This window comes from Burkholderia sp. HI4860, assembly GCF_002223045.2.
Lineage (GTDB): Bacteria > Pseudomonadota > Gammaproteobacteria > Burkholderiales > Burkholderiaceae > Burkholderia.
In genome coordinates, this window is sequence record NZ_NKFO02000003.1 from 802999 (window position 1) to 820078 (window position 17080).

Consider the following 17080-nt stretch of genomic DNA (forward strand, 5'->3'; position numbering starts at 1 on the left):
GCGCCCGCTGCGGTCAGACCGCGCCCTTCGCGACCTCTTCCGGTTTCATCTCGACGATCTTGTCGAGCGCGGCCCGCACGTCGGCCGCATATTTCGCGAGCACTTTCTGCTCGTCGGTCTCGGGCACGAACGGCGGCACCGGCACCGGGTTGCCGTTCTCGTCGACCGCGACGAACACGACGAGGCAATCGGTCGTCTGGCGCAGCATGCCGCCCTTCGGATCGCCGGCATGCACGGACACATGGATGTGCATGCTGGTGCGGCCCGTCGCGACGACGCGCGCCTTCAGCTCGACCAGATTGCCGACCATGATCGGACGCTGGAAACGGATGTTGCCGACGCTGACCGTCACGCAATAGCGGCTCGACCAGACGGCCGCGCATGCATATGCGACCTCATCGATCCACTTCATCAGCGCGCCGCCGTGCACCTTGCCGCCGAAGTTCACGGACGACGGCTCGGCGAGGAAGCGGAATACGGTTTCGGTGCGGTCGAGGGCGGCCGGTACGGGGGACGGTTGGGACATCTTGTTGGCTCCAGGCGGCAGGGGCGCTGTAATCGGGCCATTATACGTTGCACTGCGGCAACGCGTCGCGGGGCGCCCCGTGTGGCGCGGCTTCCGGCGATATGCATATGCCCAGCGCGCGCACGGCCGCCTCGGTCAGCGGCGCACCGTGATGCCCTGATCGATCGTTCCGTACATCTCGATGCTGCCGCCGCGCTCGCCGGACGCGCCCGCACCGCCTTGCACACAGGCCGCGCAGACGAGCGCGGCCGCCAGCAAACAGAAAATCGTCTTCATCATTGCATCGTGTCACGTGCGGCCGCCCGCTGCGGCCGCTTTCGACCATTCTACGCGCGCGCCGCAAGCGGCCGCGGCCCGGTTCCGCCGCCTCGACGACGCCTGCGCCAGTGCATCCGACATTTCAGCCAAAAGCGAAACATCGAATGCGCACGCCCACTACACTGAAGATCATCCCGCCTGACGAGACACGACGATGACCGACCAAGACGACCACCACTTTCCGGGCCTGAGCCGCATCGGCTCGCTGATCGCCGACCCCGGGCGCGCCGCGATGCTGTGGGTGCTGATGGACGGCAGCGCGCGACCGGCAGGCGAGCTGACAATGATCGCGGGGCTGTCGCCGTCCGCTGCCAGCGCCCATCTCGCGCGCTTGACCGAGGGCGGCCTGCTCGCGCTCGACGTGCGTGGCCGGCACCGCTACTACCGGATCGCATCGGCCGACATCGCGGCATCGCTCGAGGCGCTTGCGAACGTCGCTCGCGCAGCCGCGCCGCATCGCCCGGTACCGGCGCCGTCCCGCACGGTCCCGGCCGAGTTGCGCTATGCGCGCACCTGCTACGACCACATGGCCGGCGAACTCGCGGTGCGCATCTTCGACGGGCTCACCGCGCGCGGCTGGCTGCTTGCCGACGGCGATGCGATCGAGACCACCGAACTCGGCACCCAGGCGCTCGCGCAATGGGGCATCGACGTCGCTCAACAGCGCACGCGCCGGCGGCGCTTCGCATGCGGCTGCCTCGACTGGAGCGAACGGCGCTCGCATCTCGGCGGCGCACTCGGTGCGGCGCTGCTCGAGCGCTTCTGCGCGCACGGCTGGATCGAGCGCGCCGCACGGCCGCGCGTGCTGCGCGTCACGGTGCCCGGACAGCAGGTTTTCGACGAGTGGCTTACGTCCGCTTGACGCCTGGATTGCGTCTGCACGACAACGGCGCGCGATGGACAGGTTTTGTTACACCGCGTGCCATTCGACTTACAAAACACCGAGCATTGAAACAGGCCGAACGGATATTGTGAACTCAGCGGCACGAATCGACGCGCCGCGACAATGACGAAGACGCTCACCATGGCCACCCTGTTCACGCTCAAGCGAACCGCCCGCTGCACGCTGGTCGCGTTCGTCGCGCTTGCGGCACTGCCCCCCGCATTCGCGCAATCGGCCAGCGCGCCGCCCTATGCGGCCGCGGCACGGCAACCGGGCGGCGATCCACCCAGCCGTGTCGCGCGGCTCAATTACCTGTCGGGCGCCGTGACGACCGAACCGGCCGGCACCGATACGTGGTCGTATGCTGCCGTGAACCGGCCGCTGACGACCGGCGACCAGCTCTGGAACGATGCCGGTGCGCGCTCGGAACTGCACATCGGCTCGACCGCGGTGCGGCTCGGCGAGTCGACGAGCCTGTCGGTGCTGAACCTCGACGACACGACGACCCAGCTGAAAGTGGGGCTCGGCACCGTATCGACGCACGTGCGCGATTTGCCGGCAGGCGGATCGTACGAAATCGACACGCCTAATCTCGCGCTCGGCATCACGGGCCCCGGCGACTATCGCGTCGACGTCGCGCCGAACGGTGCGAGCACGACGGTCACGGTGCGCAGCGGCAGCGCGACCGTCTACGGCAGCAACGGCCAGTACCCGCTGTCGCCCGGGCAGCAGGTCGTGTTCACGGGCACCGACCTCCAGGTCGCGCAGCAATCCGCGGCTCCGGGCCCCGATCCGCTCGACCAGTGGGCCGCCAGCCGCGACGCGGCCGAGGAGCGCTCGGTATCGGCCCGCTATGTGTCCCGCGACATCCCCGGCTACCAGGATCTCGACGCGAACGGCACGTGGCGCGAAACCCCGAACTACGGCCAGGTCTGGGTACCGAACGACACGCCTGCCGACTGGGCGCCGTATCACGACGGCCACTGGATCTGGCAAGCCCCATGGGGCTGGACATGGGTCGACGACGCGCCGTGGGGTTTCGCTCCGTATCACTACGGCCGCTGGGCATACGTGGACGATAGCTGGGCCTGGGTGCCGGGCCCGCTGGTCGTCAGCCAGCCGCCGGTCTATGCGCCGGCACTGGTCGCGTTCGTCGGCGGTGGCGGCGGGCCCGACTGGAGTGTCGCGCTCACGGTGGGCGGCGTCGCCGCGGCCGGCTGCGCGTGGTTCGCGCTCGGCCCGGGCGAACCGTGGCATCCCGGCTGGGGCGGCTGGAGCCCGCACTACTACGACCGCGTGAACCGCAACATCGTGGTGAACAACGTCAACGTGAACAAGACCGTGAACGTGACGAACATTACCAATGTCACCAATATCACCAACATCAACAAGACGTACGTGAACTTCCGCGCGCCGCACGCGATCACGGCCGTACCGGCCTCCGCGTTCGTGCACGGCCAGCCGGTCGCGCACTTCTCGCAGCACGTCGATCCGCAACAATGGCGCAACGCGCACGTCACGCCGGGGACACCGGGCATTGCACCGGTGCGCCAGAGCTTCACGGGCGGGCTGCGCAATGCGAGCTACCGCCCGCCTGCCGCGATTGCCCAGCACCCGTACGTCGCGACGCGCAATCCCGCCGTGCCGGCCGCGTATCGCGATCAGGCGGCGGCCCACCTCGCGCAGCACGGCGGGCGCGTACCGGGTGCCGGCGCACCTGTCGTGAAGACGAACGTGCCGGCCGACTATACGGCTCGCCCGGTCCGCATTCCGGGCAAGCCGGACGGCGGCGCATGGGCGATGCACAACGTACAGCTGGTGAATCCGCACGGCCCCGTCGTGCAACCGGCTCGCGCGCCTCGCGAAGGCCAGCCGGCCGCCGTGCAGGCCGGGCGTCCGGGCACACCGATGCCGGGCATGCCGAATGGCGCCCGGCCGGCGAACGGCGAAACCTCCAACGCAGCGCGTTTCGCCAACGGCGGCATGCCGCAGGCGCCCGGCAACCCGGTGCCACATCAGGCATTCGGGCCCGGTAGCGGCGTCCCGCATCCGCCGGTCGCGAACAACGCTCCGGCGGGCATCGGCAGTGCCCACGCGGCCGAAACGCCATCACCCGCATGGATGCAGCCGCACACCCCGATGGAGCGTCAACGCCCTGCGCCGCCGACCGCGCTTCACGCGGCGGGCCAGAATGCGCTGCCGCCCGTGCGAAGCGCGGCAGTGCCGCATCCGGAAGGCGTGCCGACGCCGCAGGGCGCGCAGCCCGGCAGCCGGAACGAAGCACCACGCGCCCTGCCGCAACCGCGGCTCGACAACACCGCGCAGATTCCGCAGCCGCGTCCACGCCCCGATTTCCAGTCGCCGGCCCAGCATGGGCAATCGCAACCGGAACGGGCCGCACCCGCGCCGCAACCGCACGCCGAATTCACACAAGCGGCGCCGCATCGCGAAGTCGCACCGCCCCGTGTGAACGAGTACCGTCCGCCGGCCCCCGCCGTGCACGACATGCCGCGCCCGCAACCGCAGGCGCCGCGCATGGAGCCTCGGCCTCAGCCTGCACCGCGCATGGAGCCGCGACCGCAGCCGGCGCCACGCATGGAACCGCGGCCGTCGATGCCCGCACCGCACATGGAACCGCGGCCGCAACCGGCGCCGCACGTCGAGGCGCCTCACCCGAGCAACCCGCCGCCACAAGGCGGTCACGAAGAGCGGCATCGCCAGTAAGCGCCGCAAACGTGAAACAAAAAGGCCCGACCGGGATCAACCGGTCGGGCCTTTCTTCTACGGGGCGCGGCTAGATGCAACCGCGCGGCCCAGGTTGCTCGATCAGACCGCCATCGGTGCGGTCAGCGGCTCATGGTGGCGGTAGCCGACGAGCGAGAAATCGGACGGCTCGATCTGTTCCAGCCACTCGGGCGCGTAGACGCCCGTCTTCGCGTATTCCGGCACGCGCTCGGCAATCTCGAGCCGCGGGCTCTCGTAAGGCTCGCGCGTGAGCTGGCGCTGCAGCATGTCGAGCTGGTTCTCGTAAATATGCGCGTCGCCGATGAAGTACGTGAACCAGCGCGGCGTGTAGCCCGTCAGCCGGCCGACGAGTTCCAGCAGCGCCGCCCCTTCCGTCAGGTTGAACGGCGTCCCGAGGCCGACGTCGTTGCTGCGGATGTACAGGCACAGCGAGATTTCGCGCTTCGTCGCATTCGGCAGGAACTGGTACAGCAGGTGGCACGCGGGTAGCGCGATCTGGTCGAGCACGGCCGGATTCCACGCGTGAAACAGGATGCGGCGGTCGGACGGATTCTCCATGATCGTGTCCAGGCACTGGCGCAACTGGTCGATCGCCTTGTACAGCAGCACCTTCGGCGCGCCGTCTTCGTCGAAACGCGTGACGATCCGGAAGCCGCGGCGCGTCGCATCGGCAATCTGCGCGTCGGCGCCCGCGTCGAGCACCTTGTAGCCCGGCCACTGGCGCCATTGCACGCCGTACACGTCACCGAGATCGTCGACGCCCTGGCGATACGGGTTCGCGAGCCATTGCGCGTTCTCGTTCGCGTTCGCATCCCACACCTTGCAGCCGAGCGCACGGAAATCGGCCGCGCTGCGCGTCGCGCGCAGGAAGCCGACCAGTTCGCCGATCGCGGACTTGAAGGCCAGCTTCTTGGTCGTCACGGCCGGGAAGCCTTGCTGCAGGTCGAAGCGCAGCATCGCGCCCGGCATGCTGATGGTGCGGATCCCCGTGCGGTTCTCCTGCCAGGTGCCGGTATCGAGAATGGTACGAACGAGATCGAGATACTGTTTCATGCGGGTTCCTTCGGCCGCGAGGGCGGCCGTACCCGCCAATTTTAGCAAGCGTGGTGAGGAAGCTCCGGCAACGGCGCCGAAAACCCTGCCAGCGTGTCGCCGCGATCGCGCATGCCGTGTGCGCACATCAGCCGGTAGAGCGTGACGCGCGACACGCCGAGTTCGCGTGCGGCATCCGCGAAGCGGCCGCGATGGCGCAACAGCGCCTGCTCGATCGCCTGCCGTTCGGCCGCCTCGCGCGCCTCCAGCAGCGACACGGGCGCGAGCGTCGCGAACTCGTTCAGCTCGAGATCGGCCGCGGTGATCATCCGGCCTTCCGACATGACGATCGCGCGGCGCACGCGATTGATCAGTTCGCGCACGTTACCCGGCCACGAATAGCCGTACAGCGACGCGACCGCATCAGGGGAAAAGCCGCGCAGGCGACGATGCGCGTCGCCCTTGAAACGCTCGAGCATGTGGCGCGCGAGCACCTCGATGTCCTTGCCGCGCGCGCGCAGCGGCGGCTCCTCGATCTTCAGCACGCACAGGCGATGGAACAGGTCCTCGCGGAACCGCCCTTCGCGCAGCGCCGCTTCCATGTCCACGTGCGTCGCGCAGATCACGCGCACGTCGACGGGCACCGACACATGGGCACCCAACCGCTCGATCTTGCCTTCCTGCAGGAAGCGCAGCAGGCTCGCCTGGCTTTCGAGCGGCAAGTCGCCGATTTCGTCGAGAAACAGCGTGCCGCCGTTGGCAGCCTCGACACGGCCGATCTTGCGCTGGTTCGCGCCGGTGAACGCGCCGCGCTCGTAGCCGAACAGTTCGGCCTGCAGCAGCGTCGACGGAATCGCACCGCAATTGATCGCGATGAAAGGCGCCTGCGCGCGCGACGAACGTTCATGAATCGCGACCGCCGTCAGTTCCTTGCCCGTACCCGATTCGCCGGAGATGAACACCGGCGCGTCGGTCGCCGCGACGCGGCGTATCGTCCTGAAGAGCCCGAGCATCGCATCGCAGGTCCCGACCATTTCGCCTTCGCTGCGTCCGGCGCCGACGGGCGGCGCAACGGTTTCGGTCAGCGCGATCATCCCGTGTGCATGGCCGACGGTCTCGACGATCCGCGCGGTCTCGTACGGCATCGTCACGTAGTCGAAACAGTAGTCGCGAATGAGATGGCGCAGCGTAGCGTCCTGCAACTGGCCGCGGCGCGTCGCCGCGATCCAGCCGATGTGCTGAATGCTCAGACAGGATTCGAGCTCGCGCAGGTCGGAAGGCTTGAAGCCCGGCGAAAAATCGAGCAGCCCGGCCGTTGCGACACCATGCTGCACGACGCGTCGAACGTCTCGCACGGTCTCCGCGAGATCGACACGCCAACCGCATTCGTCGAAATGGCCGCGCAACGCGTCGTTCGGTTCGCGCGAATAGTAGATCACGTGCCGCAGATCGGCGCCCATATGCTCACCCCGTTCATCAACCGTCTAACGATTGCCGTGCACGTCAGGTCACGTGCCAAAAGGATCGAATCGGGTCAGCCGAAGGCGGCTCGATTCGCCATGCCGATGCGTGGCGACGACAAAGCCTCGCATGATGGCGCTTATCTCGCGTCCAGTTATTTTGATCAAGACAGCTTAGTTATAGGCACTGAATACGACAATCCGATTTCAGCGCGGTGAGCGATGCGGCCGTATCGCTCAGGAAGTCGATGCATGTCAATCGTCTGCACATAGCCCCGGCGCAGCGATGCGCTCCGTCATCAACACTTGCGACGATTTTCATCCTTGAAGCGTATCGATTGAATCCGCAGTATTCCCGAGCCCCCTCGTTTCACGCCTGAAACATTTTCAGCGGTTTTTCGAGACAATTCGCAACGCTTGAGCACGAATCGCAGTCTCGACAACGGTCCCGGCGCGATGGCATGCATTTCGCTGAACATGAAAACCGTCGGAGACAGCGACCATGCGAAAACATCCTTTACTTTCTTTCGTGCCGATGGCCATTGCAGTCGCGGCCGCCGGCCCGCCCACCCCCGTACGCGCAGACGAAGGCACGAATCCGGCTCGCGTCATGCTGCTTGCGGAAAACGCACCGAGCATGCAGCACGGCAACGGGTTCGGCATCGTGACGGTGTCGTCACCGCAACCGCTGCCGGCCGGCCGGACGTCGGTGACCCTGTGGGACGAGATCCCGCCACCGCCTCAATTGCCGACGCCACGTCCGGCACCGCAGCCGGGCGATTTGCAGCACGCGATGGAAGGCACCACGCAAGGCAGTACCCATCAGTGATGCACGAGCCGATCCATTTAATCAGGATGACGTATTAATTTGAGCGCGACGACGCCGGCATCGTCACGCTTGCAACATGAAACGGTTCTTGTGCTCCGTCCCCCGGCGGGCACTCTTTTTATTCATTCCGTCGCCACGACGCCTTGCCTCGAGCGTCGCGGCGCGCAGTGCGGAAAGGCGGATGCGCGTACCCGGAACCGGCGCGTGCCGCCGTTCCGGTAGAATCGGCGCCATTCCGGTTTTCCTTTCCCCGACCTTCATGACGACGTTGACCCTGATCGTCGCGCGTGCCCGCAACGGCATCATCGGCCGCGACAACCAGTTGCCCTGGAAACTTCCCGAGGATCTCGCGTTCTTCAAGCGCACGACGATGGGTGCGCCGATCGTGATGGGCCGCAAGACCCACGAGTCGATCGGCCGGCCGCTGCCGGGCCGCCGCAATATCGTGGTCACGCGCGACGCGACGCGACGCTTCGACGGCTGCGACACGGTCACGTCGCTCGCCGATGCGCTGGCGCTCGCCGCACGCGACGGCGTGCCCGAGGCGTTCCTGATCGGCGGCGCGCAGCTCTACACCGAAGGGCTCGCACTCGCCGACAAGCTGGTCGTCACCGAGATCGATGCCGACTTCGACGGTGACGCCTCGTTCCCGGCGCCCGACGCCGCGCAGTGGCAGGAAGTGTCGCGCGATGCGCACCAGGCGGGCGCGCCGAATACGTTCGGCTATGCGTTCGTCGTCTACGAGCGCAAGCGCGGCTGACGCGTCACGCCCCATGAAAAAAGCCCGACCGGTTCACGCCGGTCGGGCTTTTTCGTTCGATGGCGGCCGCTGCCGCGCGCCGCTTACTGCCCGGCGATCGTCATCTGCTCGATCAGCACCGAGCCCGTTTCCTTCGTGCCGCGCACGATCGAATCGGCACCGATCGCGACGATATGCCGGAACATTTCCTGCAGCGTGCTCGCGACGGTGATTTCCTCGACCGGATACTGGATCACGCCGTTCTCGACCCAGAAGCCCGCCGCACCGCGCGAGTAGTCACCCGTCACGTAGTTCACGCCCTGCCCCATCAGCTCGGTCAGCAACAGGCCCGTGCCGAGCTTCTTCAGCATCGCATCGAAATCGTCGCCCGCCTGCGTGTTCGAGCTGCGCAGTGCGAGGTTGTGCGAGCCGCCCGCGTTGCCGGTGGTCTGCGTGCCGAGCTTGCGCGCCGAATAGGTCGACAGGAAGTAGCCTTCGACGACGCCGTCCTTCACGACGCTGCGTGCACGCGTGCGCACGCCTTCCTCGTCGAACGGCGCGCTGCCCATCGCGCGCGGCACGTGCGGATCCTCGACGACCTGGATGTGCGGCGCGAACACCGGCTTGCCGAGGCTGTCGACGAGGAACGACGTCTTGCGGTACAGCGCCCCGCCGCTCACCGCCTGCACGAATGCGCCGAGCAGGCCGGCCGCGAGCGGCGCCTCGAACAGTACGGGCACCTTGCGGGTATCGAGGCGGCGCGCGCCCATCCGGGCAAGCGCACGCTCGGCCGCGTAACGGCCCACCGCTTCGGGCGCCGCGAGGTCGATCGCGCTGCGCTTCGACGAATACCAGTCGTCGCGCTGCATGTGACGGCCGCTGCCCGCGATCGGCGCGCATGCGATGTAATGACGCGAGTACGGGTAGCCGGACAGGAAGCCGCGCGACGTGGCCAGCACGAACTGCGAATGCTGGGCCGACACGCTCGCGCCTTCCGAGTTGCGGATCTGCGGGCTGACCGCGAATGCGGCGTCTTCCGCGCGGCGGGCAAGCTCGACGGCCTCGTCGGCCGACAGCGCCCACGGATGGTAGAGGTCGAGGTCACGCGGGTCGGTTTCGAGCAGCTCGGCTTCGGCCAGGCCGGCCGCCTCGTCCTCGGCCGTGAAGCGCGCGATGTTGTACGCGGCGGCGACGGTATCCTTGATCGCGCCCGGCGAGAAATCCGACGTGCTCGCGTTGCCGCGCTTCTTGCCGATGAACACGGTCACGCCGACCATCTTGTCGCGGTTGTGCTCGATCGTTTCGACTTCGCCGCGGCGCACCGACACCGACAGGCCGTCGCCCTCGGAGATTTCGGTCGCGGCGTCGGTCGCGCCGAGCGCCTTCGCATGGCGAAGGATGTCCGAGGCGATTTCCTTGAGCTGGTCCTGCGTGTGCGGGAAATAGCGCGCTTGTACGTCGAGATTGGCTGCCATCGTCTTGATATCCGGTGGCGGGCGGGCGCCCGCATGTTCAAAATGTTGCGTATCCCGCGATCATAGCAAGGTCCGGGGCCGGACACCGACAAGCTTGGGGTGTCCGCGGCGCGATACAATGCCGTCCATGACACGCAAAACCCGAATCCAGCCGATCGAGCATGCCGCCGAAGACGACGACAATGGCTACGATCGCCCCAGCAAATCCCAGTTGAAGCGCGAGATGCACGAGCTGCAGGTGCTCGGCCAGGCACTCGTCGATCTGCCGAAAGACGCGCTGAAACGCATGCCGATGCCCGAAAGCCTCGGCGACGCCGTGCGCGAGGCGCGCCGGATCACCGATCACGAAGGCAAGCGCCGCCAGCTCCAGTACGTCGGCCGCGTGATGCGCTCGCTGACCGACGACGAGACGGCCGCGCTGCGCACCGCGCTCGACGCGCAGCGCGGCGTGAACAAGGCCGCGACGGCCCGCCTGCACTGGATCGAACGCACCCGCGAACAGTTGCTCGCGAGCGACGACGCGCTGACCGAATTCCTGCGCCAGCACCCGGAAGCCGACATCCAGGAAGGCCGCACGCTGATTCGCAACGCACGCAAGGAAGCGCAGCAAGGCAAGCCGCCGCGCTATTTCCGCGAGCTGTTCCAGTGGATCAAGACCGCCGGCGGCACGTCCCATGCGGACGACGAAGCGGCGGACGACGCCGGAGACGACCATGACGACGACGAAGCGTAACCACCCGGACGAGCTCGTCGTCGGCCTCGTGTCGATCAGCGACCGCGCAAGCACGGGGGTCTACGAAGACAAGGGCATTCCGGCGCTGCAGGAGTGGCTCGCCGGCGCGCTGGTGTCGCCGTGGCGCGCCGAAACGCGCCTGATCCAGGACGACGCGCCGACGATCTCCGCCACGCTCGCCGAACTCGTCGACGTCGCGGGGTGCGACCTCGTGCTGACGACGGGCGGTACGGGCCCGGCGCGCCGCGACGTGACGCCCGAGGCCACGCTGGCCGTGGCGACGAAGGAAATGCCGGGATTCGGCGAACAGATGCGGCAGATCAGCCTGAATTTCGTGCCGACCGCGATCCTGTCGCGGCAGGTCGCGGTGATCCGCGAGACGGCCGACCATGCGGCGCTGATCGTCAACCTGCCCGGCCAGCCGAAGTCGATCCGGGAAACGCTCGAAGGGCTCCGCGACGCCGACGGCAAGTCGACCGTGCCCGGCATCTTCGCCGCGGTGCCCTACTGCATCGACCTGATCGGCGGCCCGTACATCGAGACCGACGCCGCGGTGGTCGCGGCGTTCCGGCCGAAAAGCGCTCAGCGCGCACCGCGCTAGGCGCGTGCCGGCCCGCTCAGGCGGCCGGCGCGGACTCGCCTGCCGAAGCGGACGCGGCCGGAATCAGGAAATGCTCGCGGTAGTACTTCAGCTCGTCGATCGACTCGTGGATGTCCGCGAGCGCCGTGTGCATCGCCCGCTTCTGGAAGCCCTTGTAGATCGCGGGCTGCCAGCGGCGGCACAACTCCTTGAGCGTGCTGACGTCGAGGTTGCGGTAGTGGAAGAACCGCTCGAATTCGGGCATCCAGCGCGCCATGAAGCGGCGGTCCTGGCAGATCGAGTTGCCGCACATCGGCGACTTGCCGGGCGACACGTACTGCGCGAGGAAGGCCTGCAATTGCTCGGCGGCTTCCGCCTCGGTCACGGTCGACGCGCGCACGCGGTCGATCAGGCCCGAGCGGCCGTGCGTCGACTTGTTCCAGTCGTCCATCTTCGCGAGCGTTTCGTCGCTCTGGTGGATCGCGAACACGGGGCCTTCGACGGCGATGTCGAGCGTGGAATTGGTCACGACGACCGCGATCTCGATGATGCGGTCGTTATCCGGGTCGAGGCCCGTCATCTCCATGTCGAGCCAGACGAGGTTCAACTCGTTGCGCACGAGCGCGGGCTGGCTGGCGGAAGCGGCGGTATCGGTCATGAGTCATCCTGGAAAATGGCGGACGGCGCGCGGCGCCGCCCGGGCGGCCGGCATCGCATCAGCGGGGCCGGTCCGCAAGAACATATAATTCTCGCATAGAACCCTTTGGCGCCTTCGATGTCACCCTTTTCGTTCACCCTGCTGTTCGCGCTCGCCGTGCTCGCGATGGTCGTCACCAAGCTGTGGCTCGCGTCGCGGCAGATCCGCTTCGTTGCGGCGCACCGCAACAGCGTCCCCGCGCAGTTCAGCGCAACCATCCCGCTGACCGCCCACCAGCGCGCGGCCGACTATACGGTCGAGCGCACCCGGTTGACGATGCTCGAAATCGTCGTCAGCGCGGCCGTGCTGGTCGGCCTGACGCTGCTCGGCGGCGTTGGCGCACTCGACACGCTGCTCACCGGTTGGCTCGGCCGCGGCTACGGGCAGCAGGTCGCGCTCGTCGCGGCAGTACTCGTGATCACGAGCGTCATCGACGTCCCGTTCGAGTATTACCGCCAGTTCGGGATCGAACAGCGCTTCGGCTTCAACCGGATGACGAAGCGGCTGTTCTTCACCGACATGCTGAAAAACTCGCTGCTCGGCGCCGCGCTCGGCCTGCCGCTGCTGTTCGTCGTGCTGTGGCTGATGAACCAGGCCGGGAGCCTGTGGTGGCTGTGGACCTGGATCGTCTGGGTCGCGTTCCAGATGCTCGTGCTGCTGATCTACCCGACCTTCATCGCGCCGATCTTCAACAAGTTCGAACCGCTGAAGGACGACGCGCTGCGCGCGCGCATCGAGTCGCTGATGAAGCGCTGCGGCTTTGCGGCGAAGGGGCTGTTCGTGATGGACGGCAGCCGCCGCTCCGCGCACGGCAATGCGTACTTCACGGGCTTCGGCGCGTCGAAGCGGATCGTGTTCTTCGACACGCTGCTCGCGCGCCTGTCCGGCCAGGAAATCGAAGCCGTGCTCGCGCACGAACTCGGCCACTTCAAGCGCCGCCACGTGATGAAGCGGATGCTCGTGTCGTTCGTGCTGAGCCTCGTGCTGCTTGCGCTGCTCGGCTGGCTCGCGCAACGCACGTGGTTCTACACGGGGCTCGGCGTCACGCCGTCGCTCGACACGAGCAACGCGGGCGCCGCGCTCGTGCTGTTCTTCCTCGCGATTCCCGTGTTCCTGTTCTTCGCGACGCCGTTCGGCAGCCTCACGTCGCGCAAGCACGAATTCGAGGCCGACGCATTCGCGGCCAGCCAGACCGACGCGCAGGATCTCGTCAGCGCGCTCGTGAAGCTCTATGAGGACAACGCGTCGACGCTGACGCCCGACCCCGTCTACACGGCCTTCTACTACTCGCATCCGCCTGCATCGCAGCGGATCGACCGCCTGATGCAGCACGCATGAGCCGGCCGACCTCCCGCAAGCCGGCCCCGCGCGCGTCGGGCGCGCAACGTGCCGAAGGCCGCGTGATCGCGGCACACGGGCGCCACTACATCGTCGCGCCCGACGACGGCGGCCCGATGCTGCAGTGCTTCCCGCGCGGCAAGAAGAGCGAGATCGCGGTCGGCGACCGTGTCGCGTACGAACTCGCGTCGGCCGACCAGGGCGTCATCGTCGAGATCGGCGAACGGCGCAATCTGCTGTACCGCTCCGACCAGTTCAAGTCGAAGCTGTTCGCGGCCAACCTCGATCAATTGCTGATCGTGCTCGCGACCGAGCCCTACTTCAGCGAGGACCTGCTCGGCCGCGCGCTGATCGCCGCCGAGGCGAACGAGCTGAAGCCGCTCGTCGTGCTGAACAAGATCGACGTCGAAGCCGCGCTGCCGGTCGCGCGTGAACGTCTCGCGCCCTACCGCGCCCTGGGCTACGACGTGCTCGAGCTGTCGGTGAAGGGTTCGCCCGACGACGCGCGCGCGCAACTGATGCCGCACCTCACCGGGCATTCGACGATCCTGCTCGGCCAGTCCGGGATGGGCAAGTCGACGCTCGTGAACCTGCTCGTTCCGGATGCCGAAGCCGCCACGCGCGAGATTTCGGCCGCGCTCAACAGCGGGCGTCACACGACGACGTTCACGCGCCTGTACCCATTGGCAGGCGGCGGCGCGCTGATCGATTCGCCCGGCTTCCAGGAATTCGGCCTCTACCACCTGACGGAAGGCCGTCTTGAGCGCGCCTTTCCGGAGTTCCGGCCGCTGCTGGCCGACTGCCGTTTCTATAATTGCCATCATCTGCACGAACCCGGCTGCGCGATTCTCGACGCTGTCGCCGACGGCCGCATCGCCCCGTCGCGGCATGCGCTGTATGCGCAGCTCGTGCACGAGGCGAGCCAGATCGTCCGCTGACCGCGCGGCACGCGCGCGGCGGCCAGCCGGTGCCGTGCGGGCCGGCGTTCACCGACAGGAGCCGCGATGCGTTTCAAGGCACCCGATCTCGCGACGGCGCAGCATTGGGCCAACGTGCTTCAGGTAGCCGGCATCGGTTGCGAGCTGCATAACTGCTACGCGACCGGCGCGCTCGGCGGCCTGCCCGCCGACGCGTGCACGCCCGAACTGTGGCTCGACGACGAACGCGACGACGCGCTCGCGCGCAAGCTCCTCGATGCCGCGTCGCACGGCCCGGCGGCCGGCGCCGCGCCGTGGCGCTGCCGGCAGTGCGGTGAGGCGCTCGAAGCCCAGTTCACCGCGTGCTGGCAATGCGGCGCCGTGCGCGATCCGCTGGAAGACGACTGACCCACACAGCAAAAAGGCCGGCTTCAAGCCGGCCTTCTGTCTTTCATCGGGTACCGCACTGCCCCGTCACGACACCCAGACGGCGAGCGTCAGCATCAGCAGCAGAATCATCCACAGGATCACCGCACGCCAGACGAGGCCCACCGCGGATTGCAGCGTACGCGGCGTGCAATCGTCACCGACCGTCAACGGACCGCTGTCGCCGACGGCCAGCGCATCGAGGCTCGACGGTTCCGCGAGCGGCCCCGCGAGGCGTGCGCCGAGCGCGCCGCTGCCGGCTGCCAGCAGGACGCCATCGTTCGGATCGGGCCACTGGCGCGTGTGGTTGCGCCACGCATAGATCGCGTCCTCGAAATTACCGACGATCGCGAAGCCGAGCGCGGTCAATCGCGCGGGAATCCAGTCGATCACGAAGAACGCACGCTGCGCGAACGTCGAGAAGGCCGCCGTGCGGTCGTCGCCCGGCGTCGACCAGCTGCGTGCGAGGTATTCGGAAATCCGGTACAGCACGGCACCGGCCGGCCCGATCGGCAGCACGTACCAGAAGAACACGCCGAACACGTGGCGATGCGATGCGACCACGGCGTGAATCAGCGTATGGCGGACGATCTCGCCGACCGGCATATCGACCGTGTCGATGCCTGTCCACTCGTGCAGGATTTCGCGCGCGCGCGGCACGTCGTCGTTATTGAGCGCGAGGTGGATGTCGGTGAAGTAATGGCTGAACTGACGGAAGCCGAGCGTGAAATACACGACGACGACGTTCCAGATGAATGCGAGCACGAAGCTCACCTTGAACAGCAGGAAATAGATCAGCGCGACGATCAGCACCCACGGCAACACGACCGCGAGCCAGGCGAGGATGCCGTGCTTCTGCTTGCCCGCGTCGAGACCATGCGCGACGGTTTCCGCATGAAACTGGAACAGCGCGAACACCGGATTGTTCGGCGACAACGCGCGGACCTGTTCGATGATGAGAGCGAGGAGAACCGAAAAGAAAGTCATGCGTGGCGCCGTCTTCGGAGTTATGTCATTTTTTGCATAACGATAGCACAGCGTAAGCACCGGATGGCTGCCGGTGCAGTCGCCCGCCAGCCGGCCACGCACGCCGACAATCGTGCACGCCTAGCCGGCGGCCAAGAAGCGGTACAGATTGCGCAACATGCCGGCAGTTGCGCCCCAGATGAAGTAATGCCCGCCGGGTTCGCCATTCGGATAGGGCATCGCAAAAAAACGACGCTCGCCGCCTTCCCAGCGGAACACACGCACCTGATGGTTCGCGGGATTCATCAGGAACGCGAGCGGGACCTCGAAAATCTCGGCCACTTCGAACGTGTCGGCCTGCACGGTGAACGGCGGATGCACGAGGCCGACCACCGGTGTCACGCAAAAGCCCGTACCGGTCAGGTAGTCGGGCAGCGCGCCGAGGATCTCGACACGCTCGTCTGCCAGCCCGATCTCTTCCTTCGCCTCGCGCAACGCGGTGGCGGTTGCATCGCGATCGAACGGTTCGCGACGACCGCCGGGGAAGCTGATCTGCCCGGCATGGTCGTTCAGATGATCGGCGCGCTGGGTCAGCAGCATGGTGAGACCGGACTCACGGACGACGAGCGGCACCAGGACGGCCGCACTGCGTGGGTCGACGCCCTCCTGCAGCCTCGCCTCGCCGGGTTCGACGCTCCATTCGAGCGTGCGCGCGAAACGGTCGCGCAGGCCGGACGGCGTCATCAGGCGGGAATCGATGGCCGGCAGGCCGGCGCCGGTGCCTTCGACCGGCAGGACTTCGGGATCGATGATGGGGCGGCGATTCAATGGGGCTCTCGGGTTCGTGTCGTATCGAGCATATTCTCGCGCCAGTATGAAAAAAGCACCCGGTTGGGTGCTTTTTCCTTACAGCTCTTACTCTTGGGAAGCTGCTGCGGCGCGATCCTTCGACACCAGCTTTTCCTTGATACGAGCCGACTTGCCCGAACGCTCGCGCAGGTAGTACAGCTTCGCACGACGCACATCACCGCGGCGCTTCACGACGATGCTTGCCAGCAGCGGCGAGTACGTCTGGAACGTACGCTCGACGCCTTCGCCCGACGAGATCTTGCGGACGATGAAGTTCGAGTTCAGACCACGGTTGCGAATCGCGATCACGACGCCTTCGTAAGCCTGAACGCGCTTGCGGTTACCTTCAACCACGTTCACGTTCACGATCACCGTGTCGCCCGGGGCGAATTCGGGGATCGTCTTGCCGGCGAGCGCGCGCTCGATTTCTTCCTGCTCAAGTTTTGCGATCAGATTCATTACTGACTCCTTATGCCATCGTGTCGGCGTTCACACCCGCCTGCTTCCAGGCCTGGCCCCGATAGAGGATGGATTCACATCAGGCGCCGCACACGCATGTACGGCACC

19 protein-coding genes are annotated in these 17080 nt (G+C 67.0%); 10 read left to right on the forward strand and 9 right to left on the reverse strand.

Features of this window, described 5'->3' with window-relative positions; genetic code table 11:
- Positions 1–13: 13 nt before the first annotated feature.
- Positions 14–526, reverse strand: a complete 513-nt coding sequence (locus tag CFB34_RS18965; protein WP_039370920.1) for an acyl-CoA thioesterase — start codon at positions 524–526, stop codon at positions 14–16.
- Positions 527–661: 135 nt separating this feature from the next.
- Positions 662–802, reverse strand: coding sequence for a hypothetical protein (locus CFB34_RS18970; protein WP_179243620.1), 141 nt, complete (start codon positions 800–802; stop codon positions 662–664).
- 196 nt (positions 803–998) lie between these two features.
- On the opposite strand from CFB34_RS18970, the gene CFB34_RS18975 reads away from it, so the two are divergent.
- Positions 999–1706, forward strand: coding sequence for a helix-turn-helix transcriptional regulator (locus CFB34_RS18975; RefSeq protein ID WP_089439520.1), 708 nt, complete (start codon positions 999–1001; stop codon positions 1704–1706).
- 162 nt (positions 1707–1868) lie between these two features.
- The gene (locus CFB34_RS18980; RefSeq protein ID WP_089440367.1) at positions 1869–4451 is read left to right on the forward strand and encodes a DUF6600 domain-containing protein; all 2583 of its coding nucleotides are present in this window, start codon (positions 1869–1871) and stop codon (positions 4449–4451) included.
- A 102-nt stretch (positions 4452–4553) separates the two neighbouring features.
- Here the strand turns inward: CFB34_RS18980 and CFB34_RS18985 are convergent, their stop codons facing one another.
- Both CFB34_RS18985 and CFB34_RS18990 read right to left on the reverse strand, forming a co-directional pair.
- On the reverse strand, positions 4554–5525 hold the full coding sequence (locus tag CFB34_RS18985; protein WP_089439519.1) for a thymidylate synthase: 972 nt from the start codon (positions 5523–5525) through the stop codon (positions 4554–4556).
- A 41-nt stretch (positions 5526–5566) separates the two neighbouring features.
- A complete protein-coding gene (locus CFB34_RS18990) occupies positions 5567–6964 on the reverse strand; it encodes a sigma-54 dependent transcriptional regulator (protein WP_089439518.1) in 1398 nt (465 codons plus the stop codon).
- Between CFB34_RS18990 and CFB34_RS18995 the strand changes: the two genes are divergently transcribed.
- From CFB34_RS18995 to CFB34_RS19005, 3 genes are all read left to right on the forward strand, one after another.
- A complete protein-coding gene (locus tag CFB34_RS18995) occupies positions 6965–7183 on the forward strand; it encodes a hypothetical protein (RefSeq protein WP_083417765.1) in 219 nt (72 codons plus the stop codon).
- Between the two features lie 283 nt (positions 7184–7466).
- Entirely contained in the window at positions 7467–7793 is a 327-nt protein-coding gene (locus CFB34_RS19000; RefSeq protein ID WP_089439517.1) for a hypothetical protein, read from the forward strand.
- A 259-nt stretch (positions 7794–8052) separates the two neighbouring features.
- Positions 8053–8553 (forward strand): dihydrofolate reductase, encoded by a 501-nt coding sequence (locus CFB34_RS19005; protein ID WP_089439516.1) that lies wholly within the window; start codon positions 8053–8055, stop codon positions 8551–8553.
- Positions 8554–8636: 83 nt separating this feature from the next.
- On the opposite strand, the gene pmbA is transcribed toward CFB34_RS19005, so the two are convergent.
- Complete coding sequence (gene pmbA / locus CFB34_RS19010; protein ID WP_039370934.1) at positions 8637–10007, reverse strand: metalloprotease PmbA; 1371 nt, start codon at positions 10005–10007, stop codon at positions 8637–8639.
- Between the two features lie 127 nt (positions 10008–10134).
- Between pmbA and yjgA the strand changes: the two genes are divergently transcribed.
- Positions 10135–10740, forward strand: a complete 606-nt coding sequence (gene yjgA / locus CFB34_RS19015) for a ribosome biogenesis factor YjgA (protein WP_272482667.1) — start codon at positions 10135–10137, stop codon at positions 10738–10740.
- Positions 10721–11341 carry a molybdopterin adenylyltransferase gene (mog, locus tag CFB34_RS19020; RefSeq protein ID WP_011351366.1) on the forward strand — a complete coding sequence of 207 codons (621 nt, stop codon included), beginning with the start codon at positions 10721–10723 and terminating at the stop codon, positions 11339–11341. Before yjgA ends, mog begins: the two co-directional genes overlap by 20 nt.
- A gap of 16 nt (positions 11342–11357) precedes the next feature.
- Here the strand turns inward: mog and orn are convergent, their stop codons facing one another.
- Positions 11358–11978, reverse strand: coding sequence for an oligoribonuclease (gene orn, locus CFB34_RS19025; RefSeq protein WP_046545212.1), 621 nt, complete (start codon positions 11976–11978; stop codon positions 11358–11360).
- Between the two features lie 117 nt (positions 11979–12095).
- Here orn and CFB34_RS19030 point away from each other — a divergent pair, with 117 nt between their 5' ends.
- From CFB34_RS19030 to CFB34_RS19040, 3 genes are all read left to right on the forward strand, one after another.
- Complete coding sequence (locus tag CFB34_RS19030) at positions 12096–13355, forward strand: M48 family metallopeptidase (RefSeq protein WP_089439515.1); 1260 nt, start codon at positions 12096–12098, stop codon at positions 13353–13355.
- Positions 13352–14293: a ribosome small subunit-dependent GTPase A gene (gene rsgA / locus CFB34_RS19035; RefSeq protein ID WP_089439514.1), complete on the forward strand. Its 942-nt coding sequence runs from the start codon at positions 13352–13354 to the stop codon at positions 14291–14293. Before CFB34_RS19030 ends, rsgA begins: the two co-directional genes overlap by 4 nt.
- A gap of 66 nt (positions 14294–14359) precedes the next feature.
- On the forward strand, positions 14360–14680 hold the full coding sequence (locus tag CFB34_RS19040) for a hypothetical protein (RefSeq protein WP_089439513.1): 321 nt from the start codon (positions 14360–14362) through the stop codon (positions 14678–14680).
- 66 nt (positions 14681–14746) lie between these two features.
- Here CFB34_RS19040 and CFB34_RS19045 read toward each other — a convergent pair whose 3' ends face one another.
- The 3 genes from CFB34_RS19045 to rplS form a co-directional block, all read right to left on the reverse strand.
- Complete coding sequence (locus CFB34_RS19045) at positions 14747–15685, reverse strand: CobD/CbiB family protein (RefSeq protein WP_011351361.1); 939 nt, start codon at positions 15683–15685, stop codon at positions 14747–14749.
- 120 nt (positions 15686–15805) lie between these two features.
- Positions 15806–16492, reverse strand: coding sequence for a CoA pyrophosphatase (locus tag CFB34_RS19050; protein ID WP_069247448.1), 687 nt, complete (start codon positions 16490–16492; stop codon positions 15806–15808).
- An 87-nt stretch (positions 16493–16579) separates the two neighbouring features.
- The gene (gene rplS / locus CFB34_RS19055) at positions 16580–16972 is read right to left on the reverse strand and encodes a 50S ribosomal protein L19 (protein ID WP_006753174.1); all 393 of its coding nucleotides are present in this window, start codon (positions 16970–16972) and stop codon (positions 16580–16582) included.
- Between the last annotated feature and the right edge of the window lie 108 nt (positions 16973–17080).